19 protein-coding genes are annotated in these 21,984 nt (G+C 70.0%); 9 read left to right on the top strand and 10 right to left on the bottom strand.

What is annotated here, in order from left to right; all coding sequences use genetic code 11:
- The 8 genes from CXP56_RS14830 to CXP56_RS14795 all read left to right on the top strand — a co-directional run.
- On the top strand, window positions 1–350 hold a 350-nt coding region (locus CXP56_RS14830; protein WP_502694576.1), incomplete at its 5' end, for a helix-turn-helix domain-containing protein.
- Entirely contained in the window at window positions 347–1,480 is a 1,134-nt protein-coding gene (locus CXP56_RS14825; RefSeq protein ID WP_286901530.1) for a DUF8744 domain-containing protein, read from the top strand. The genes CXP56_RS14830 and CXP56_RS14825, both read left to right, overlap by 4 nt.
- Window positions 1,477–4,089 (top strand): multicopper oxidase domain-containing protein, encoded by a 2,613-nt coding sequence (locus CXP56_RS14820; protein WP_286901528.1) that lies wholly within the window; start codon window positions 1,477–1,479, stop codon window positions 4,087–4,089. Before CXP56_RS14825 ends, CXP56_RS14820 begins: the two co-directional genes overlap by 4 nt.
- Window positions 4,090–4,217: 128 nt before the next feature.
- A complete protein-coding gene (locus CXP56_RS14815; protein ID WP_156899222.1) occupies window positions 4,218–4,382 on the top strand; it encodes a hypothetical protein in 165 nt (54 codons plus the stop codon).
- 934 nt (window positions 4,383–5,316) lie between these two features.
- Window positions 5,317–6,390: a hypothetical protein gene (locus CXP56_RS14810; RefSeq protein WP_286901527.1), complete on the top strand. Its 1,074-nt coding sequence runs from the start codon at window positions 5,317–5,319 to the stop codon at window positions 6,388–6,390.
- 73 nt (window positions 6,391–6,463) lie between these two features.
- Window positions 6,464–6,697: a hypothetical protein gene (locus CXP56_RS14805; protein WP_028847855.1), complete on the top strand. Its 234-nt coding sequence runs from the start codon at window positions 6,464–6,466 to the stop codon at window positions 6,695–6,697.
- 207 nt (window positions 6,698–6,904) lie between these two features.
- Entirely contained in the window at window positions 6,905–7,303 is a 399-nt protein-coding gene (locus tag CXP56_RS14800; RefSeq protein WP_038045051.1) for a nuclear transport factor 2 family protein, read from the top strand.
- 295 nt (window positions 7,304–7,598) lie between these two features.
- On the top strand, window positions 7,599–8,522 hold the full coding sequence (locus CXP56_RS14795) for a Rossmann-fold NAD(P)-binding domain-containing protein (protein WP_028847854.1): 924 nt from the start codon (window positions 7,599–7,601) through the stop codon (window positions 8,520–8,522).
- A gap of 447 nt (window positions 8,523–8,969) precedes the next feature.
- Here CXP56_RS14795 and CXP56_RS14790 read toward each other — a convergent pair whose 3' ends face one another.
- From CXP56_RS14790 to CXP56_RS14780, 3 genes are all read right to left on the bottom strand, one after another.
- A complete protein-coding gene (locus CXP56_RS14790) occupies window positions 8,970–9,527 on the bottom strand; it encodes a M23 family metallopeptidase (protein WP_245566656.1) in 558 nt (185 codons plus the stop codon).
- A gap of 21 nt (window positions 9,528–9,548) precedes the next feature.
- Entirely contained in the window at window positions 9,549–9,806 is a 258-nt protein-coding gene (locus tag CXP56_RS14785) for a peptidase inhibitor family I36 protein (RefSeq protein ID WP_286901523.1), read from the bottom strand.
- A 714-nt stretch (window positions 9,807–10,520) separates the two neighbouring features.
- Window positions 10,521–11,744 carry a hypothetical protein gene (locus CXP56_RS14780; protein ID WP_286901522.1) on the bottom strand — a complete coding sequence of 408 codons (1,224 nt, stop codon included), beginning with the start codon at window positions 11,742–11,744 and terminating at the stop codon, window positions 10,521–10,523.
- A gap of 1,236 nt (window positions 11,745–12,980) precedes the next feature.
- Between CXP56_RS14780 and CXP56_RS14775 the strand changes: the two genes are divergently transcribed.
- Entirely contained in the window at window positions 12,981–14,021 is a 1,041-nt protein-coding gene (locus tag CXP56_RS14775) for an MBL fold metallo-hydrolase (protein WP_038045050.1), read from the top strand.
- Window positions 14,022–14,097: 76 nt separating this feature from the next.
- Here CXP56_RS14775 and pstB read toward each other — a convergent pair whose 3' ends face one another.
- The 7 genes from pstB to CXP56_RS14740 form a co-directional block, all read right to left on the bottom strand.
- Window positions 14,098–14,877, bottom strand: coding sequence for a phosphate ABC transporter ATP-binding protein PstB (pstB, locus tag CXP56_RS14770; RefSeq protein ID WP_028847851.1), 780 nt, complete (start codon window positions 14,875–14,877; stop codon window positions 14,098–14,100).
- Window positions 14,878–14,937: 60 nt separating this feature from the next.
- Complete coding sequence (gene pstA, locus CXP56_RS14765; RefSeq protein ID WP_286901520.1) at window positions 14,938–16,020, bottom strand: phosphate ABC transporter permease PstA; 1,083 nt, start codon at window positions 16,018–16,020, stop codon at window positions 14,938–14,940.
- Window positions 16,017–16,922 (bottom strand): phosphate ABC transporter permease subunit PstC, encoded by a 906-nt coding sequence (pstC, locus tag CXP56_RS14760; protein ID WP_286901518.1) that lies wholly within the window; start codon window positions 16,920–16,922, stop codon window positions 16,017–16,019. The genes pstA and pstC overlap by 4 nt, the downstream gene beginning before the upstream one ends.
- A gap of 332 nt (window positions 16,923–17,254) precedes the next feature.
- The gene (gene pstS, locus CXP56_RS14755) at window positions 17,255–18,349 is read right to left on the bottom strand and encodes a phosphate ABC transporter substrate-binding protein PstS (protein WP_028847848.1); all 1,095 of its coding nucleotides are present in this window, start codon (window positions 18,347–18,349) and stop codon (window positions 17,255–17,257) included.
- 349 nt (window positions 18,350–18,698) lie between these two features.
- Window positions 18,699–19,433 carry a winged helix-turn-helix transcriptional regulator gene (locus tag CXP56_RS14750; protein ID WP_051310193.1) on the bottom strand — a complete coding sequence of 245 codons (735 nt, stop codon included), beginning with the start codon at window positions 19,431–19,433 and terminating at the stop codon, window positions 18,699–18,701.
- A 211-nt stretch (window positions 19,434–19,644) separates the two neighbouring features.
- Entirely contained in the window at window positions 19,645–20,325 is a 681-nt protein-coding gene (locus CXP56_RS14745; RefSeq protein ID WP_286901517.1) for a DUF4386 domain-containing protein, read from the bottom strand.
- Window positions 20,326–20,493: 168 nt separating this feature from the next.
- A complete protein-coding gene (locus CXP56_RS14740) occupies window positions 20,494–21,984 on the bottom strand; it encodes a beta-N-acetylhexosaminidase (RefSeq protein ID WP_502694575.1) in 1,491 nt (496 codons plus the stop codon).

The following is a 21,984-nucleotide window of genomic DNA, read 5'->3' as shown; positions in this document are numbered from 1 at the left end:
TGGCCGGCGCGGTCCGGCGGGCCAGCGACACCCCGGCCGAGGACGCCCGTCAAGCCGGCCGCGACTGGGGGCGGCGGCTCGCCGAGCAGCCGGCGCGCCGCAAGGACGTGTCGTCCGTGCTCGACCGCATGGGCTTCGGCCCCGAAGCGGACGAGGCCGACGAGGGCACGCTGCGGCTCACCCGCTGTCCCCTGCTCGCCGCGGCCCGGGAAGCACCGGACGTGGTGTGCGGGGTGCATCAAGGCCTGGTGGAAGGCCTGCTGCACCGCGCGGGCGCCGACACCGGCGTCGAGCTGGAACCGTTCGCCGAAGTCGGCGCCTGCCGTCTGCGGATCGGAGACCACCCATGACCGCGGAGACCGTCACGCCGCCACCGGGCACCGGGCTCGCCCGGCCAGCCAGGCGAGCGTTGTTCGCGATTCCTGCCGCAGCCGCCTTGTTCACCGGTCTCGACGGGGCGCTGTCCTTGCTCGGTGTGTGGTCTCCCATTCCGGGCGAAGGCACGGCCGAAGCGCACGGAGTGCTCATGACCGTGGGGTTCGTCGGCACCCTCATCGCGCTCGAACGCGCCGTCGCGGCCCGCAGACGTGCCGCGTTCTGCGCCCCTGCACTCCTGTCCACGGGTGCTCTGCTCATGCTCGCGCCGCACGCCCGAGACGCGGGTGCGCTCCTGCTCGTGCTCGGCGCAGCGGCGCTGGTCGCCGTCTACGTCGTGCTGTGGCAGCGCCGCCACGACCAAGCGGTCGAGGTGCAGGGCCTCGGCGCGGTGCTCGCGCTCGGCGCAGCGATCTGCTTGCTCGGCGGCGTACCCGTCGGGCAACTGGTGCCGTGGCTGGCCGGTTTCCTGGTGCTCACCATCGCCGGGGAACGGCTCGAGCTGGCCGCACTGCACATGCCGCCGCAGGCGGGCCGCATGCTGGTGCTCGGGGCCGCAGCCGTGGCCTGTGGTGCCCTGATCGCCCTGCTGTGGCCCGTCTTCACGTTCTGCTTCGGCATCGCCCTCGCCGGTGTGGCGGTGTGGCTGATCCGGCACGACGTCGCCCGCCGCACCGTGCGTGCCCGGGGACCGGCCCGTTTCATGGCCCTGGCCATGCTCGCCGGTCAGGCGTGGCTGGCGGTGGCCGCCGGGCTGTGGCTGGTGGCGGGCCGGTCCACGGTGTCCGACGCCCTGGCCGAAGCACTCCGTGACGCCACGGCACACGCCGTGTTCCTCGGGTTCGCCATGTCGATGGTGATGGCCCACGCGCCGGTCGTCCTGCCCGCGGTGGCGAGGATCCCGCTGCCGTTTCATCGCGGCATGTATCTGCCGTTGCTCCTTCTGCACGGCGGGCTGGTGGTGCGGCTGTGGCTCGGTGACGCCCTCGGGATCAGGCTCGCCTGGCAGGCCGGCGGGGTGGTCACCGTGCTGTCCTTGGTCGGCTTCCTCGCCGTGGTCGCGTGGTCGGTTCTTCGCGGCGGCACGAAACGAGGTGCGGCATGACGGTGCGTGGGTTCTGGCCGATGCGGGATCTGCCGACCGTCGGCTGGCTGGTCATGGCGGCGGTGGCCACCCTGGTGCACCCGTTCGTCCCGGAGCCGCGCTGGCTGATGATCCACCTGCTGGTGCTGGGTGCCGCGGGACACGCCGTTCTGGTGTGGAGCCGCTACTTCGCCGACACGCTGCTGCGCCGCCCGCCGACCCCGCGGCGCGAACAGACCGCCCGGCTGATTCTGTTCAACGGCGGTGTCGCGGTCCTTGTCGTCGGCATGCTCAGCGGCGTGTGGCCGCTCACCGCTGCCGGCGTGTCGCTGGTCGTGACCGCGGTGGTGTGGCACGCCGTTCTGCTCGCCCGCCAGATCCGCCGGGCGCTGGGCAATCGGTTCGCCCCGACCGTCCGGTACTACGTCGCCGCGGGACTGCTGCTGCCGGCCGGTGCCGTCCTCGGCACGTGGATGGCCTATGACGACGGAGGTGTCCTGCACGAGCGGCTGCGCCTGGCGCACATCGCGGTGAACGTACTCGGTTTCCTCGGGCTCACCGTGCTCGGCACCCTGGTCACCTTGTGGCCGACGGTCTTGCGCACCCGGATCGGCGCGGGCGCCGAGCAAGCGGCACGACGCGCGCTCCCGGTGCTGATCGCCGCCATCGGTGTTCTCGTCGGCGGCGCGCTGGCCGGCTGGCGTCCCGCAATCGTCGTGGGCCTGCTCGGCTACCTGTCCGGGATCACCGTGCTCGCGCTGCCTGCGATCCGGTCGGCACGGGTGAAGCCGCCATCGTCGTTCGCCGCGTGGTCCATCCTGTGCGCGGTCTGCTGGCTGGCGGGGTGCTTGGTGGTGGTGACGGTGGGAGCCGCCGCCACCGGGTTCACCGAGCTGGACGCGCTCATCGGCGAGGTCACGCCGCTGCTGGCGGTCGGCTTCGTTGCGCAGATCCTGATCGGTGCGTTGTCGTACCTGGTCCCGGTCGTGCTCGGCGGCGGGCCTTCCCCGGTACGCGCCGCGAACCGGGTGGTCGACACGGGTGGCCCAGCGCGCCTGGTCATGACCAACGTGGGCACGATCGTCTGCGCGTTGCCGGTACCCAGCCTGATCCGCGTCGTGGTGTCCATGCTGGTGCTGGGCGCCTTGGTGAGTTTCGTCCCGATCCTGTTCGCCGCCATACGGGCTTCCCGCCTGGCCAGGGCGGCGGCGCGGGACGACGTGGTGCCTGCCCGGCCGGTCGAACCGGTTCGGGCATCCACCCGGCGGAGCGGGGTCGCCATCGCCGGGTTGGCCGCGGTGCTGGTCGCCGCCGCCACCGGTGCCGCGCTCGACCCGGCCGCGTTGGACGGCCCGGTCACGTCCGCCGCCAACGGCGTCCCGCCGACCGGCCACACGACCACCGTCGAAGTCAAGGCGGCCGGAATGCGCTTCACGCCGGACACGATCGAGGTCCCGGCGGGCGACCGCCTGGTCATCACCGTGCGGAACGCCTCGGCAGGCGACGTGCACGACTTGGTACTGGACACCGGGGCCAAGTCGGGCAGGCTGGCTCCCGGGGAAACGGCCGTCGTCGACGTCGGCGTGGCCGGCCGGGACATCGAGGGATGGTGCTCGGTGGCGGGGCACCGCCAGATGGGCATGGTGCTGACCATCCGGGTCACCGGCATGCAGCACGGCACGACGTCGCCCGGCGGTGCCCGTGGCACCGGCAAGCACACCGGAAGCGGCAACGGCGGTCCGCGCGCCACGGTCGACCCGAGCGCGACGCCGCCGGAGGACTTCCGAGCGCGAGACGCACGCCTCCCGGCCTTGCCGCCTGGTCGCGTCCATCGGGTGCGGTTGGTGATCACCGAGACCGAGCGGGAAGTCGCGCCGGGGGTCCGGCAAACCGTCTGGACCTACAACGGCACCGTCCCGGGGCCGATCCTGCGCGGCCAGGTCGGCGACCGCTTCGAGATCACCCTGGTCAACGACGGGACGATCGGGCACTCGATCGACTTCCACGCCGGGGCACTCGCACCGGACCGCCCCATGCGCACCATTCCCCCCGGCGAGTCGCTGACCTACACGTTCACCGCCGAACGCGCCGGGGTGTGGATGTACCACTGCTCGACCGAACCCATGTCCACCCACATCGCGGCCGGGCTGTTCGGCGCGGTCGTCATCGAGCCACCGGACCTGCCACCCGTCGACCGCTCCTATGTGCTGGTGCAGTCGGAGATGTACTTCGGCCCGCAGGGCGGCACCCCGGACGTGGCTGCCATCCAGGAAGGCAAGCCGGACGCCGTGGTCTTCAACGGGTACCCGCACCAGTACGCCCACCGGCCCCTGACCGCGAAAGTCGGCGAGCGAGTGCGGCTGTGGGTGCTCGACGCAGGCCCCAACCGGCCGCTGTCCTTCCATGTCGTGGGCGGGCAGTTCGACCGGGTGTGGAGTGAGGGCCGGTGGCTGGTCGGTTCGCCGTCGGCACCGGCGACCGGCACCGGAGCCCAGGTTCTTCCCCTGCTGCCCGCCCAGGGCGGTTTCGTCGAGCTCACCTTCCCGGAAGCGGGCCACTACCCCGTCGTCGACCACGTCATGTCCGACGCGGAGCGTGGCGCGCGCGGGATCATCCGCGTCACCAAGTAGCCAGGCACCACCTCGGCCGTTCGCACCCTCTCGGCCCCGGCACATCCGGCTGGAAATACGTAGGCCGCTGGATGCCGCCGGCCCTCTGTATCGGCGGACGATGACCGAATGCCGGAGAAGAGCCGACCATGACCGCCCAGCACACTCGCCGTCACCTGCCGCTGGCCGAGGCGACCGATTCCGTCGTGGGGGGCCACAAGGCCACCACGCTGGCCGTATCGCACGAGCTGGTGCATTACGTGCTGAACGAACTGCCGCCGGAGGCCGGACGCCAGCGGGACAGCCACCGATGAATCACCACGAGACCGCCGGGAAGGCCCGCTGACTGCGAAAAATGCATGACGCATCCTCGTTTTCCGCGGCGGGTGGGGGCGCGGCCGGTACGGTCTGCACTCATGGAGGAGGGCAGTCGAGCCGACAGCACGGACGAGAAGCCGGCCGCGGGGAGCAGCCGAACCGGGGAGGACGCTGCGCAGGACGTCACCGGGACGGACCAAGCGTCCGGCGATTCCCCGCAGGATGCGAGGCCCGACGCGCGTGAGCTCCTGCAGTTTCTGGCCGAGGAACAGGCGCGGTCGCCCGGCCCCGCGCTCACCATCCCGCCTCCACCCGAACCGGAAGGCTTGGCACCCCCACCTGACCGGGCGGACGGCGCGGCGGAGACATCCGACGACACCTCCGTCCTTGGTTCCGGGCAGGACCCACGGCCACCGTCGCAAAAGCACGAGGTTCCCCCACCGGGTCCCTCTCTTCAAGCTTCGGATCCGCCGCCTCCGGTCGGCCCCCGCACCACCCGTCCCCCGGCGCCCCGGGGGGTTCCGCCAGGGCCACCGCTCGGCGCTTCCGGCCTTGCTTCGCCGGACACACCGCCGATGCCCGGCGGCGGCACGCCCGGGCCGGCTTTCCGTGGGTCGGACCAGCAAGGTGGAGTCGACCGGCGTCCTGGGGACGGGGCCACCGACGTCCCGCCGGGACCGGCTCTGGCGACTCCGCGGGTACCGGACCAGTCTGAAGCCGACGGCGCAGTGCCCCCGCCGTCCGCACCACCGCCAGACCCACCCGCCTGGGTCGGAGACCAACCGCCCGGGCCGGCGCTGCGCATGGCCGGATCGGCGGAGGCGCATCCGCAGGGCGCACGTGGCGACGTTCCCCGCCCGTACCCCGATCTGCGCGAGCCGTGGTATCGCAGGCTGTTCCGCCGCAAGAGAGGGAACGTGAGGTAGCCGCGTGACCGGAATCCTGCAGGGAGCCCTCGGTGGCGGGCGCGCGCTGCTGGTCGGCTGGATCCTGCCCAGCCTGATCAACGTGCTGATCTTCGGTTTCGTCGCGGCGCCCGAGCTGACCGGGCTCGGTGTCGACGCCCCGAGGGCCGCGCTGTTCGTGCTGATCGCCACCGCCGTGCTCGGGCTGGTCCTGGCCGCGCTGCAGACGCCGCTGTACCGCGTGCTCGAGGGCTACCTGGGCTGGCCGGAGCGGCTGGCGCAAGCGGGCCGCCGTCGCCACTTGGCGGAAAAGCACCTGCTGCGCAACCGCCTCGACGCTGCATCACTCGTCGCCAAGGAACGCGCCGGGGTGCTGACCGACACGGAACGGTCCGCCCTGGCGGAATTCCGCGCGCACCCGGTCACCCGCCGCTATGTGGACACCGACATCCGCAAGGGCGCGGTGTGGCTCGCCCTGCTCGAAGAGCGGCTGTACCGCTACCCGGTCGACGACCAGCAGGTAGCCCCGACCAGGCTGGGCAACGCCATCCGGCGCTTCGAGGAATACGGCTACGACCGGTTCCGGCTGGATTCGCAGGTGTTGTGGCACGAATTGAACGCCGCCGTCGACGAGCCGGCTCGCAAGCAGACCGACGACGCCAGGATGAGCGTCGACTTCTTCGTCAGCCTGCTCTACGGGCACTTGCTGGTGACCGTGGCGATCGCCGTCTCACTGGCCGTCGGCGCCGTCGATCGCCCGTGGCTTGCGGTGCCCGCCCTGCTCGTCCTGCCGGTGCTCGCCGCGATCTGGTACCGGCTCGCCGTCGTCGCCACCGACGAATGGGCGGGCGCCGTGCGCGCCATGGTGAATCTTGGCCGCCTGCCGCTGGCCACTTCCCTCGGGCTGTCCCTGCCGACGAAGCTCGAGGACGAGCGGGCCATGTGGCAGCTGGTCAGCGAACTGGTCAGCACGCGATTCCGGCCGGGCCTGTCCGCATTGGACGCCTATCGAGCCACGCCCGACTCGAAGATGCTCCCGCCCACCACGGACGACAGCGGCGACAGGCGCGGCAGCACCGCACCGGCGGACCAGTCCTAGCGTCGTACGGGTGGCCCAGTGAGCATGGACCGGCGCCCCGTGGCAGTGACCAGAGCAGGCGGCTGCGCCGTGGGTGACGAGACTCTGCTCCCCCGGCGTCAGTCAGCAAGACGGCAGGGGCGAGCTGCTGCTCTACCGGGACACCGGCGACAGCGGAACGTGCACCGAACCGGAAGTGGCCAACCGCGACAGTCGACAAGACAGCAACAGCGAGCCACTGCTCCACCGGGACACCGGCGACAGCGGAACGTGCGCCAAGCCGGAAGTGGCCGACCGCGGCTGGGAGGCCATGACCGCGTTGGCCTGATTCACACGCACGAGCGCACTGCTTCGGAACAGCCACCGAATCGATGCGGGCCTTTCCCTTGGTGATCACGGAACGCAGTCAATACCGCCTCACGATTCACCCGAACGGCCAGGTTCGTTCACGAGGAGGCGGTGTATCCGGCGCCACACCCGTCGGTAATCTATGGGCCCACCATTTCCGATTCCGTCTATGTGGGGGTTGCAACGCATGACCGACACATCGGCCGCCCGATCGCAGGTCGAGAAATTCATGCGCCTCGTCGACTCCGGACAATTCGACGAGGCGATGTCGTTCATGGCCGACGACATCAGATTCACCTTCGGCAACCAGGAGCCGATCACCGGCCGGGACACCGCGGCGGCGGCGCTCGGCTCGGTGCTGGCGCAGTGCGAGAAGATCGAGCACTCCGTCGTCACGTGGTTCGAATCCGCCAAGGACGACGGCGGTACGGACACCCTGGCCGAGGTGCGCGTGACCTACCACCTCAAGGGAGGTCGCGTGGTGAGCATCCCCGCGTGCCTGTTCACCTCCGTCACCTCCGACGGCCGGTTCACCGAGCAGCGGCTGTACGCGGACATGGCCCCGGTGCTCGCCGGGGGCGAGTGATCCGCAGGAGGACACACCACCACACCGGCACGGCTTGAACGACACGGGGATCGGACGACGACCGTTCGTCCGATCCCCGTGTCGCGTCCGGCCCACAACCACACGTCACCGGTCGGAGGAATTCCGACGCTGCCGCGCCTTCGCTCGTGTGCCTGCCTCGGATCTGCCTGGCCGAACGCGTGCCGATCGCCACGGTGGCCGGCAAACCGCTGTACGACCACGCGATTTCCCGTTTACGCTTGTCGTTGCCCCAAACCGCGCGCAACGCCGATTCAGCCGTCTACGCGAGGATGACATGCCGAGGCACGTACTGAAACTGAGCGACCTGACCCCCGACGAGCTGCAGCACATCCTGCAGCTGGCGCGCCGGATCAAGGAGAATCCGGAGCAGTACCACTCGGCGGCCCACCGTCGCGGCTTGGTGTTGCTGTTCGAGAAGACCTCGACCCGGACGTCACTGTCGTACCAGGCAGCGATCGCGCGCATGGGCGGCTACTCGGTGGTGCTGGACTGGCACAAGACCAACTACGCGATCACCTCGGTCGAGTACGAGACCCAGTACGTCTCGCGCAACTGCGACATCATCATGGCCAGGGTGCGCTCGAACCGCACGTTGAAGGCCATGGCCGACAACAGCCAGGTGCCACTGATCAACGGCTGCGACGACCAGCACCACCCGTCGCAGGCGCTGGCCGACTTCCTTACCATCGCCGAGGTCAACGGCAAGCTCGAAGGCACCACGCTGTGCTATGTCGGGGTGCACAACAACGTGGCGAACAGCCTGATCGAAGGGTGCGCCGCGCTGGGTGTCCGGCTGCTGCTGGTGACCCCGATCGCCAACGAGCAGGCGATGGCGGCGGGCGTGCTGGAGCGCACGGCGGGCACCGGGCTGATCGAGGAACGGGCGAGTCTGGCCGAAGCCGCGGCCGAGGCCGACTTCGTCTACACCGACACCTGGGTGGACATGGAGTTCTTCTCCGACCCGGCCTACGAGGAGGAGAAGCGCCGGCGGATCGAAGTGATGACGCCGTACCAGCTCAACAGGCAGAACCTCGGCGGAGCCGACCCGTGGATCATGCACGACATGCCGATCCACGCCGGTTACGAGATCTCCGCCGACCTGGTGGACAGCGAGCGGTCGATCATCTACCAGCAGGCGGAGAACCGCCTGTACGCGCAGCAGGCGTTGCTGCTGCACCTGCTGGAACAGGGCAAGTAGGCCGGCCCGCGGCCACCGACGGCGAGCCGGAATCGCCCCGGCCGCTGTGTCGTCGGCGCGCACGGCGATCAGTCCACGGACACGACCGCCGCACCATCGGTGCGCACGGTGCTCAGCAGCCGTCGGCTCAGCCGCGCTGCATCATCAGCGCACACTCGCGATCCGGCTGCCACATGTCAGCGCTGCGTCATCCGCGGGCACGGTGATCCCAGGCTCGCCGCCACCAACACACCGCGAACAGCCGCCACCAGCACAACCAGCCCTCCCAGCACCGAACGGAACAGCCAGCCAGCCAAGCCGGTCACCACGACCGTCAACCGGCGCGCAAACGCAGTCGCGCCGCAGCGACCGGCACCCCCGGGCTTCGTCGCTGCGCAAAGCTGCGCACCACACGCCACAGGGGCGGACGGCCCCAGGCCATCCGCCCCAGCTGAGTGCGTTCTCACCTCACGGGCAGTGCGTCTTGCGCTGCAGCGTGGTGTGCCCCCAGTAGACCGGGTTGCCGTCCTTGAACGTCGCCCTGACCACGGTGCCGTTCACCTTCTGCTCGTAGTGCAGGTGCGGCCCGGTCGACCCACCGGTGCTGCCGACCCGGCCGATGAACGTCTTCTCGGTCACCTTGTCGCCGACCTTGACGTTCTGCGTCTTCAGGTGCGCGTACAGGGTCTGCCTGCCATTGCCGTGGTCGATCACGATGTACCGGCCGTAGGAGGTGTTGCCCAGGTTGGCCACCTTGCTGACTGTGCCCGGCGCCGACGCGTACACCTTCCAGCCGTCGTCCTGCGGGTAGTGGTTGAAGTCGATCGCGTTCTGCGGGTTGTGGCCGGTTCGCGTGCCCGCGTCCCACTTCTCCCCGCACGGGAACGGCAGCCAGTACGGGCTGCTGGAGCCGCCGATGCGGTGGCTGGCGTTGTTGTTCTTCAGCGTAGCGTTCAGGTTGACCTTCTGGCCCGGCTTGATGGTCTGGCTCGCCCCCGCGTAGTTGCTGTTGTAGAACACCGTCACCGGCTTGCCGGTGACGGTGTTCTACAACGACGCGGCGTTGTTCTTCATGCACCGGCCCTTGCCGTTGCCCTCGCCCTTGAACTCGTAGCAGGAGGGCTGCTTGTCGCCCAGGTTGGGCACCGAAGACTTGTGGTCGGAGACCGAACCCTTCTGGTCCGAGTTGTAGAAGTAGCAGAATTCGCCCGTCTCGCATTTGCCGTTCCGCTCCTGTGCAGCGGCGGCCGGCTGCGCGGCCATCACCAGGGTGACCGCGCTGGCGGCCACCGCGACCGCCCCCACCAGGGCCCGCAGGCTTGCGGCGGGGGAATGTCGTCTGTCGTGTTGCCGGTGTCGTCATGGGTTTTCCTTTCTGCTCGGCGGAAGCTGGCGTCCGCCTGTTCGGGACGATTCACGGCTGCTGGCCGGCAGCTTTCCCGGCAGCGCATGCCCGGCTGTCGTTGCCGGCATTGGACCGGACGGCATTGCTTGCGGTTCCCGCACACCAGCCGCCGGTCGTCACCAGATTTCCGGCGCGACGACAACGAACGCGGTGATCGGCACCGGAGCCGTTGGCCCGGCTACCGCCCCTGTGGCACGCTCCCGTCATCACGCCGGCTTCCATCGGACCTCCCGCTTCCGGTGCCGGCCCGACGCTCCGGTCAGGCCCTTCCGCACCACCGCCGTGGTCGCGAGCAAGACTGGCGAATTTCTCCGCCGTCAGAAGCCCCCGCGCGGCGACTGTTGACTGTCAAACGGCGTCAACCGCGGCTGATCAGCGCGTTTCCCACGACTGTCAAGACCGCAGCCACCACCCGATCGGATGTATACAGTGCTTCGTCTGACGTGCCTGACGTGCGGCGAAATCCACGGGCACCGTGATCGACGTCGGAACACGGAAGGAAGCAGTCGGGCTCGCTCGGGAGGCAGCTACTCCGTCCGGTGCCCGCACAGGAAAAGCCCGGGCCGGCGACGGGCCCTGGCATGTTCGTCTTCCTCAGTTTTCTCGGGTCACCCTCACCCGGCGATACCGGCCGGAATACGCACTCGACGGCGGATTCGGCGCTGCCGGGTTCGATTCCGCCCGGCCTGCGAGTAGGTGACGACCCAAGCGGTGACGTCCGGTTGTTCGATCTCGACCCCGCGGGCATGCCTGGCCTGGCCGGGCACATGTCCCGCCTGCTCGAATTCGCCGGTCCGGGTCCTGGCGAAGGTCCATCGGCCGTTGCCGAAGATCTTGCCCAGCGGCGTCCACCGCGCCCGGTCTCCCGGCTTGCGCACCAGCCCCCATCGGCCGTTGCCGAAGATGTGCTCGGCAGGGGTCCACAGCGTTCGCTCGACCGGCCACGGCTCGCGCCCGTGCTCCCGCCTGGCCTGCCCGTACGGCCGCCCATCCTCGGCCGGAGCGGCCCGTTCGCTTGCCCCGCCCCGCCTGCGGTCCGATTGCGCAGTCTTCCTGCTCGCCTGTTCGCCCGACCCATGACCGGACTGCGCGCGCTGGGCCCGCTTGCGCTGGGCCTGTTCGAACAGCACCGTGGGCGTGATGTTGGCCAGCAGCGCGGGCGTGGGGCGAGCATGGTCAGCCGTCGGCCGGTCGGTGAACTCCGGCGCGCACGGCGCCTGCTGCCGGGTCGCCTCGTCCTCCGTGTGCTCGTCGTCTTGCCAACGTGACTTGTGGAGCTGGGCAGGATCGGCGTGCTCGTCCTCGTCGTCGAGACCGGGCAGCTCCCACCAGTCCTCCGGTCCATCTTCGGTGGTGGAGTTCTCGGCCGACCGCAGCTCGTCCTCGAGCTCCAGCAACCGCTTCCACCGCGGTTCGGTCCTGGTGTCCTCGTCGCGGATACGCAGGCGGGCGCGAGCCAGATCCCCGGGAGCGGGCGGGTCGTAGATCGAGTAGCTCTCCGGCTTCGGATGCACGATCCGGATCGAACGCCGCCGCCGGGGCTCTTCGTGCCTGCGCTGCTCGATCGTCGTCGTGACGACCTCGGACTCCACGACGTAACGCGTCTCGTATCGGGCACGCAGGCGCTTCAGCTTGCGACCGGCACCGAACGGCCGCATGCGCATCACCTTGTCGACGTAGTCGTCCACCTCCAGATCGCCGTGCGGGTGCCATGGGCACGCGCCGCGCCACGGGCAGCCGCGGACCGCACACGGCGGGAGGTCCGAGTCGGGTTCCGTCGTCGCGATGATGGTGTCCTCGATGACGCACGCTCCCTCGTCGCCGGAACGGTTGGCCACCACGAACACGTGCGGAACGCCCCCATCGGCTCACTTCGTCCGGAAAACGGTCCTTGTGCGCAGGTCGGCTGCGTCGGTAGCCGGCTTGCCCGGCGCAGCATCCTCCGCACCTGCCGGGGGGAGGGAGAGAGAGCTCATCGCCCGGACTGTCATCGCCCCCAGGGCATCCTCCGCCCCGCAGGGGGAGACAAGGCGGCGGCCAAGCAGTGATCATGTGGGACGGCATCCTCCGCACCCGCAGGGGGAGACACTCGTCGACGTGCTCACCGGCGGGTTCCCCTGCGCATCCTCCGCCCCCGCAGGGGGAGACAGGCGAGCCACGGCCGGAGACCAGTCCGCGGATGGGCATCTCCGCACCTGCGGGGGCGGGGGCCACGATCCACACGTCGCCACCGTCGATCAGTGGGCATCTCCGCACCGGCGGGGACGGGGAGAGACAGCGGTCCAGCTGCTCGGTAACGATCCTGGCGCGTTCCGCATCCTCCGCACCTGCGGGGACCGGCTGCGTGAACTCTTCCCGATGCGGGCCGGCAGCCCGGCGGATGCAGGCCAGCAGCCCGGCGGATGCGGCCGGTCACGGCGAAGCCGCGCCGCCACTGCCACGGAATGCCGACGCCGCTGGAGGATTGCCGCGCCCGCGCCGGTGGCGTCGACCGTCAGGTGTCGTCCGGGCAGCTCCCGCACCTGGGCGGCCACCGCATTCGGCGCCCGTCCGCGCCGCCGCCACGTTCAGCTCGGCAGCGATCTGGAACAGCCCCATCGCCCGGGAACCGCCCTGGACCAGCCGCTCGGTGGCCACCGCGGGCTCGGAACAGCCCCCTCGCCCCGGAGATCGCCCGCTCGGGCAGATGCTCGATCATGTCCTCGAGCTGAGCAGCCCCGCCGTCCGGGAATCGCCCCGCCGCCGAAGCGCGCGAGCCGATCTACATCACGGAGCGGCCCGCCGTCCGGGGATCGCCCTGGAAGCCGTAGTCGACGGCACAGTGGCCGTCGGAGCAGCCCCGCCGTCCGGGGATCGCCCGCTTCGTGCAGACCGTGACCGAAACCGGTCACCCCCACCTCCAACCGGCACGCTTGTACGGCCGATGGCAGGTCGGCACCGGTCCAGCGCGCTGAATTCAAATTCAAAAGTGTCGCTCGATCGAGAGACCACCACCACGTCGGCGGTGACGCTGACCACGAGGCGAGCGGTCGTTGCTGAACCAGCACTAGAATCGACTCCGTCAAGGAGGGGTGATGTCACGTCTGCTTCCGCAGCCGGAGGACTGGACCGAGCCCGGCGCGCACCCGGTCGTCCCCGGCGTGCATCGCGTGCCGTTGCCCCTGCCGATGGAAGGCCTCACCACAGTCAACGCCTACGTGCTGGAAGGCCGTGACGGCCTGGTGCTGATCGACCCCGGCTGGGCCTCGCCGGAGACCGAGCGCGCGATGGCCGCGGCGCTGAGGCAGCTCGGCCACCGCATCTCCGACATCCGGTTGTGCCTGGCGACCCACCATCACTGGGACCACTACACGCAGGCGTACCAGTGGCGCGACGAGCTCGGATCCCGGCTGCTGCTCGGCTGGGAGGAGCGGCACAGCATCGAGTCCTACTTCGCCAGCACGAGCCGGTTCCCCAACCACGCGGAGTGGCTGGTGCGCTGCGGCGCCGGCGAGCTGGCCGAGCGAATCCGCGAACTGGACTTCCAGTCGGAGCGCGAAGCCGACATGCCCTACGGCCTCCCCGACGGATGGCTGTACGACGGGGACACCATCGAGCTGGCCGAGGGCACGTTGCACGCCGTGTACACGCCCGGCCACACCCGTGGTCACGTCGTCTTCCGTCACGCCGACGCCGGCGTGCTGTTCTCCGGCGACCACATCCTTCCGCACATCACGCCGTCGCTGGGGTTCGAGTGGGCCCCGGAGAAACGGCCGCTGCGGTCGTTCCTACGATCGCTGAAATTGACGCTCGCCCAGCCGGACGCGCTGCTGTTGCCCGCTCACGGGCCGGTCACGGAAAGCTCGCACCGGCGGGCCGCGGAACTGCTCGACCACCATCGAGAACGGCTCGACGTGGTGCTCAACGAGCTGCGGGCGGGTGCGCGCACCGCGTACGACGTCGCCAGGGCCATGCCGTGGACCCGCAAGGGCAGGCGGCTGGAGGAACTGGCGGCCGAGCATCAGATGTCCGCGGTCGTCGAGGTGGACGCGCACCTCGACGTGCTCACCCTGCTGGGCCGGGTGAAGGTCGACGACCGCGAACCGACCCGCCGGTACCTGCCGGTGTCCGCCTGACCGGGACAGGGTCCGTGCCAGCCGTGGCCCGGCGACAGCGCCGCCGCTCGCCGGGCAGCACCTGCAAACCGGCCGGTCAGCCGAAGCGTCCGGAGATGTAGTCCTCGGTGGCCTTGTTCGCGGGGGCGGAGAAGATCGTGGCAGTGTCGCCGATCTCCACCAGCTGCCCGGGCTGCCCGATGCCGCGCAAGTTGAAGAACGCCGTGGTGTCACTGACCCGCGCGGCCTGCTGCATGTTGTGCGTGACGATGACGATGGTGTAGTCGGCCTTCAGCTCGGTGATCAGATCCTCGATCTTCTGGGTGGAGATCGGGTCGAGCGCCGAGCACGGCTCGTCCATCAGCAGCACGTCCGGCCGCACCGCGATGGCGCGGGCGATGCACAGGCGCTGCTGTTGCCCGCCGGACAGGCCGGTGCCCGGCTTGTCCAGCCGGTCCTTGACCTCGTCCCACAGGTTGGCCTGCCGCAGCGACCGCTCCACGATCTCGTCCAGCTCGCTTGTGCGCATGCGTTTGGCGTTCAGCTTGATCCCCGCCGCCACGTTGTCGTAGATCGACATGGTGGGAAACGGGTTGGGCCGCTGGAACACCATCCCGATCTGACTGCGCACGGCGACCGGGTCCACGTCCGGCGCGTACAGGTCCTGACCGTCCACCATGACCTTGCCTGCCACCCTCGCCTTGGGGATCAGCTCATGCATGCGGTTGAGCGAACGCAAGAACGTCGACTTCCCGCAGCCGGACGGCCCGATCAGGGCGGTCACCGAGCGTGGCTCGATGGACATCGAGACGTCCTGCACCGCCAAGGTCTCGCCGTAGTAGATGTTCAGGTCGGCGACGTCGATTCGCTTAGCCACTTGTGCTTCCCGTCCTTCGTTCGTGTCTGATGCCGGTTTCCGTGCGCCGCCGACGGCCGCTTAGGCACGGGCCTTCGGGGCGAACAACCGTGAGATCAGCCGCGCGACCAGGTTGAGCAGCATGACGACGGCGACCAGCAGCAGCGCCGCGGTCCACGCACGGTCGATGGCGGGCTCCGGCGGGAGGCCCGGGCTCATGAACTGCCGGTAGGCGAACACCGGCAGGGTGGCCATGCGGTCGTCGAACGGGTTCATGTTCACCCCGGTGGTGATGCCGACGGTGACCAGCAGCGGCGCCGTCTCCCCCACCACCCTGGCGATCGCCAGCGTGACACCGGTGGCGATGCCCGCGCCCGCGGTTGGCAGCACGACCTTGACGATCGTGCGCCATTTCGGCACCGCCAGCGCGTAGGCGGCCTCGCGCAGCTCGGCAGGCACCAGTCGGAGCATCTCCTCGGTGGAGCGCACCACGATCGGAATCATCAGCACGCTCAACGCGACGGCACCCATCACGCCCATCCGCACCCCGGGCCCGAAGATCAGCGCGAACAGCGCGTAGGCGAACAGGCCGGCCACGATGGACGGGATGCCGGTCATCACGTCGACGAAGAACGTGATCGCCCGGCCGAGCTTGCCCTTGGCGTATTCGACCAGGTAGATCGCGCACAGCATGCCGACCGGCACCGAGATGACGGTGGCCAGCGCGGTGATCAGCAGCGTGCCCATGATCGCGTGGTAGACCCCGCCGCCTTCCCCGACGACGCCGTGCATCGAGTAGGTGAAGAACTCGACGTCCAGCCGGCCGACGCCGTTGCCGACCACCGTGATCACCACCGAGATCAACGGCAGCAGCGCCAGCAGGAACGCCGCCGTCACCACCGTGGTGACCACTCTGTTCTTGGCCTTGCGCGCCCCCTCCACGGCCAACGACCAGCCGTAGATCGCCACCGCGTACAGCACGACGACCGCCACGGCTGCCAGCCCGCTGGCTACGCCGGACAGGTGCAGGACGCCGCCGACGACGATCGCGGCGGCCAGCGTCACCCCCGGCGCATAGCGCGGCAACGAGCCTTGTGTGAACGGTCGCTCGGACAAGACGGCAGACAAATCGGACGGCTGAACACTGGTGCGCGGACTGTTCATCGGTCGGCTCCGGAGAAGTCGCGCCGCCGGTTGATCACGACCCGGGCGAGCATGTTGACCACGAACGTGACGGCGAACAGCACCAGCCCCGCTGCGATCAGGGTGTTCACCGCGATCCCCGTCGACTCCGGGAAGTCGAGCGCGATGGTGGCCGCGATGGTCGACGGGTTGCTCCGGCTGATCAGGTTGATGCTCACCCCGCCGGAGACGGACAGCACCATGGCCACCGCCATGGTCTCGCCGAGCGCCCTGCCCAGGCCGAGCATGGACGCGCCGATGATCGCCGACCGGCCGAACGGCAGCACGGTCATCTTGATCATTTCCCAGTGCGTGGCGCCCAGCGCCAGCGCCGCTTCCTCGTACAGGCGGGGTGTCTGCAGGAACGCCTCCCGCACCACCGCGGTGATGATCGGCAACACCATGACCGCCAGCACGAGCGCGGCGACCAGCATGGTGCGCCCTGTCGACGACGGTGGTCCGGCGAACAGCGGAATCCAGCCGAGGTTCTCGTACAGCCAGGCACCGGCGTCCACCGTGGCCGGCGCGAGCACCGCGATACCCCACAGGCCGTAGACGATGCTGGGCACGGCGGCGAGCAGGTCGACGACATAGCCCAGGCCGTGCGCCAGCCGCCGCGGCGCGTAGTGCGTGATGAACAGGGCGATCGCCACCGCCAGCGGGGCCGCGATCAGCAACGCCAGCGCGGCGGACAGCAGCGTGCCGAACAGCAGGGGCCAGATGTACACGGTGACGCCCGCCCCGCCCGGCACCTCGTCGGCCGGGGCGACGACCGCCGGCCACGCTTCGACCACCAAAAATGCGGCGACCCCTGCCAGGATCGCCAAGATCAGCACGCCGGAGCCGGTGGACAGCCCGGCGAAGATCCGATCGCCGGTGCGCATCCGGGCTCGTGGGCGCACCGATTGTTCGAGTGCGGACACCAATCAGTCCTTTCCATCGGACGGCGGCGGCGAAATGACCGGCGGAAGAACGGCGGATCGTCGTCCCGGCGGGCCGGGCGGAAACCGCAGCGGAAATCGTCGATTGGCCGGATCGGCAAACCTCGGCAGTTCCTCGACGGAGCCGCCGGGGAACCGCGACACCGACGGCCGGCCGGGCATCGACCGGCGCGTGGCCGGCGAATCATCGGGGCGGATCATCGGAAAGGCCCGGCCGAGGGCGGGGCGGCGACCTGGGAAAACCGCCCCGCCCGGGCAGCCGAGGTCACTCACCCTCAGCTGGCGGAGATACCGTCGATCGCGGACTGCAACTGCGACCGCAACTCGTCGGAGATCGGCGCCGACCCGGCGTTCTTCGCCGCCGTCTGCTGCCCCTCTTCGCTGATGACGTAGGACAGGTACGCCTTCACCAGCTCCGCCTTGGCCTTGTCGTCGTACTCGGCACACGCCACCAGGTAGGAGACCAGGACGATCGGGTACGTCCCCTCCTTGGTGGTGTCACGGGCGATATCGAACGCGAAGCTGGTGTCGTCACGACCCTTCACCCGCTCGGAGGCATCCAGGACTGCGGCCGCGGCCTCCGGCGAGTAGCCGACGAAGTCGTCGCCGACCCCCACCTTCACGGTCGCCAGATCTCCGACCTGGCTGGCGTCGGCGTAGCCGATGGTCCCGTTGCCGCTCTGCACGGCCTTGACCACGCCCGCGGTCTGGCCCGCGGCCTCGCCACCCGGCACCGGCCAGTCGCCGCTCGGCTCGTGCGGCCAGTCCTTGCCCGCCGCGGCGGCCAGATATTCCTGAAAGTTCTCCGTCGTCCCGGACTCGTCGGAGCGGTTCACCGGAGTGATGTCCAGCGCGGGCAGCTGCACACCGGGATTGTCCTCGGCGATCTCCGGGTCGTTCCACTTGGTGATCTTCTGGTCGAAGATCTTGGCGATCGTGCTCGGCCGCAGCTTCAGCTCGTCGACGCCCTCGATGTTGTAGATGATGGCCACCGGCGAGATGTAGGCGGGTATCTCGAGCACTTTGCCGCCGCAGCGCTGTTTCGCCTTGGCCAGCTCCTCGTCGTCCAGATAGGCGTCGGTGCCACCGAAGTCCGTGCCACCCGCGACGAACTGCTCACGACCACCACCGGACCCGACCGGGTCGTAGTTGACCGTGACGTCCGGGTGGGACGAGGTGAACCCGGCGATCCACGCCTGCTGCGCGGCTTCCTGCGAGCTGGCTCCCGCGCCGTTGATCGTTCCGGACAGGCTCGACTGCCCGCTGCCCTCGGCTGACGGCTCGTTGGCGGCACCGCACGCAGCGGCACCGGCGACGAGCGCGGTGACCGCGGGCAGCACCAGGGCGCGACCCAGGGTGGTGCGTTTCACGTTGACCTCTTTCGAAGGTTGGGTCCGATTGACCGGAACACTCGGCATGCCGGCACCGGACGCCGGCTGCTTGCCGATCGCACCGCCGACACTAAGCGCGATGAATGAAGCAGCAGGACCACGGAAATGAATGCAGGGTGAACGGAACGGGACAAAAGAGAACCACACTCCGGGGTACTCGACGCCGGGTGCCCGAATGCGGAAACAAGTGGTGAAAACAATTGTCAGCAGAGCCGGGATCAGGAATTCCCGGCTCCATCCCCAGGCACGGTTCCCGCTGCGGGTGCCGTCACGACCGCAATAGTTCACCGACGGTGGCGAAAGCGAGGTGCCTGCCCGGCCTGACGGCTCACCGTGAGCCGGGCACCGTGAACAGGTAACCGTGCCCGCGGATCGCGCGGATCCACTCCCCGTTCGCCGAGTCGGTCAGCCGCTTGCGCAGCCGCATGATGTGCACGGTGAGCGCATTGCTGCTGGGCGCCCGGTCGCCGCCCCACAGCGCCTCGACCAGTTCGGCGCGGGGCACCACCTGGCCTGACCGCTCGGCGAGGTAGCGCAGCAGCTCGTATTCCCGCTGCGGGAGCGCGATCTCCACCCCGTCCACCCACATCCGTGGCAACACGGCGTCGATGCGCAGCCTGCCCACCTCGACCGGCGGCTCGATGGCCACGCGGCGGGTCCGGGTCAGCCCGCCGAGCAGCGCCAGCAACTCCGCCGCCCGGTACGGCTGCCGGAGCACCACCGTCGCACCGGCCGCCGCGGCCGCTGCGGCGAATCCCGCCTCTCCCTCTGCGCCTGCCACCACCGGCAAGGCGGGATCGTCGGCGCGCACGATGCGCAGGAAATCGGTGGCGTCCAGCCTGCCGTCGACCGGACCCAGCAGTACCGCGTCCGGGCTCAGTCGCCCCAGCATGAGCAATGCCCTGGGCACGTCGTCACAGGTGGCCACGGTGATGGGCTGTCCGGCGAAGATGCCTGCGAGCTCGGCCCGTACCGCCGCGCGCTGTTCGACGACCAACACGACCAGCTGGTTCGCCGACCGGGCGCGCGGCAGCGGTGGCCGGGCAACCGTAGCTTCGGACATCGGCCCACCTCACTGGCTCGCATCGGGACGGACACCCCGCCACGGTGCGGGACCCTAGACAGGCGGAGTAGCCAGTGACCGGAGCGCAGGTGAACGGCAGGCGAATCCCGGCTGTGGGACGGGTCGCGGCGGTTGCCGGACGGCACCATCCGCCGGAACAGCGCCTGCAATTCCTGCTGTTCCGGTGCGGTCTACCCAGGCGCTCGGCGGTTCACCTGGAAGGGGTGAGCGCGGCGACGGCTGCGGGCCGGAATCCCCAGCCCAGCAGGTAGACACCCAGCGACAGCTCCCAGACGAAGATCGGCGCCACCGCCAGATCGGACAGGACCGTCCCCGGCCGGTTGACGCCCAGCACGGACAACGCGGCCGATGTCGCCAGCAGCGGGGCACCGAGTAGTCCCAACGCGGGGATCATCCGAGGAATCAAGTTGGCGCGATAGAGCAGCCAACCCAGCAGCGCCGCGTTGAACGCCGGGATCAGCCCAGGACCGAGCAGCACGGTCCACTCGTGGACGGTGAGCAACATGCCGCCCATGCCGCGCGCGGCCGTCGGCCCCGTACGAAGGGCGACCAGGGACAGCAAGCTGACGACGCCGACGAAGATGATCGCTGCTTCGAGTACGCGAGCGGTGACGAATCCGAGCGCCAACGCCTCGCCGAAGCGCACGCGACACCGGCGCAGCACCGGGAACAGCACCACTGCCGTGCCCACGCAGGCGCAGGCGTTGACGACGTCGAGCAAGGCTCCCCATTGGATGCCGCCGTTCGCGCTCGCGGTGAGGGCATCGGCCCCGGCGACCACCACGTCCCGGTAGAGAAACAGCGCCGGTGGTATGCCCGCAAGGAATGTCACCAGGTACAGCGCACCCGCGATGCCGGCTGCCTGACGCACATCGCGCGTCGACGGCCCACTACCGAGTCCCGTGTCCGCTCGGGCCATGAGCCTGCCCTCCGATCGGCCCACCGCATGGGAGCCTTGGGGGAAGTTCGCCGGAAGGGCCACGGGGATTACCTGCGCCGGGGCAAACACCGCAGGGGTGCCGGGGCAGACACCGCAGGTCTAGCGGGGACGGCCGGGCACCCCGGGGCGGGTCTGCCACGGCCGCGGGCCGCCCATCGGCCGGTACTCCACGCCCAGTGCGTCCAGCCGGGGCAGGTGGTGCCGCGCCAGCCGCCGGACGAACTCGGCGTAATCACGCTCCGGCGGCGACCACACCACCTCGGCGAACGCGGCCAGCCGCGGGAAGGCGGCGTAGTCGATCCGACGCGGGTCGTCCAGGTGCTCGGTCCAGACCTGGGCCTGCGCTCCCAGCACGCGCTGCCTGGCGGACCCGGGCAGGCCGGCCGGGACGGGCTCGTACCGGTAGACGTCCTCGAGCCGGACCAGGTAGCCGACCGGGATCGGCTCGTCCGGGTGGTCCGACTGCCGATGGTCCAGGTAGAGGTACTGCTCGGGGCACATCACGACGTCGTGCCCGGCCAGCGCGGCGGCGATCCCGCCTTGCTCTCCGCGCCAGGAAGCGATGATCACCCCGGGCGGCAACGTCCCGGCATCCAGCACGTCGTCCCAGGCCAGCGCCCGGCGCCCCAGGCCGGACAGATGCTCGGCGATCTGGCGGACCCACCAGCCGTGCAGCTCGTCCGGCGACGACAGCCCCAGTTCGGCGGCCCGGGCGGCGGCGTGCGCACGCCACTGCACCGTCGGCACCTCGTCACCGCCCAGCGCGATCACCGGGCTGTCGAAGATGCTCGCCACGTGATCGAACACGCGGCGGTAGAACGCCACGGTGGATTCCTCGGCGTTCAGCACATGGTCGGAGATGCCCCAGGCGGTGCGCACCGGAACCGGCTCGGCGGTGGTGCCGAGGTCGGGGTAGGCGGCGATCGCTGCCTGGCTGTGCCCCGGGATGTCCACTTCCGGCACCACCGTCACGCCGCGCTCGCGGGCGTACGCGACGATCTCGCGCAGGTCGTCGGTGGTGTAGTAGCCGCCGTGCGGACGGCCGTCGTGTTCGCGGGTGCCGTCCGGTGGCCTGCCCACCCACGAGCCTTCCCGCCACGCCCCCACCTCGGTCAGCCGCGGATAGTCCGGCACCTCCACGCGCCATCCCTGATCGTCGGTCAGATGCAGGTGCAGCACGTTGAGCTTGTGCACCGCCAGCAGGTCGACGAACCGCAGCACCGCCGCCTTGGGCTGGAAATGCCGCGCGACGTCCAGCAGGCACCCTCGCCAGGAGAAACGCGGATGGTCCTCGATCTCGCCGCACGGCAGCACCCACGGACCGGGGCGGATCCTCGCTGCCCGGAAGGCATCCGGGCCGGCGAGTTGCCGCACCGTCTGCTGCGCGTGCCGCTTCCCGGCTTCGTCGGCCGCCACGGCCCGCACCCCGCTCGGCGCGATGCTGAGCCGGTACCCCTCGGCAGGCAGGCCCGCCTGCGGGTCGATCACCACCGGGATGGTCAGGTCGTCGAGTTCGCACGCGCCCGGTGCCGGGTCGACCCGCACCGGTCGCGGTACCAACCCGTGCAGCCGCTCATGTGCCGACGTCAC

It is taken from the genome of Thermocrispum sp. (assembly GCF_002919275.1).
GTDB lineage: Bacteria > Actinomycetota > Actinomycetes > Mycobacteriales > Pseudonocardiaceae > Thermocrispum > Thermocrispum agreste.
The sequence above is the reverse complement of the archived record's forward strand: the minus strand, read 5'-3'. Positions and strand labels throughout refer to the sequence as shown.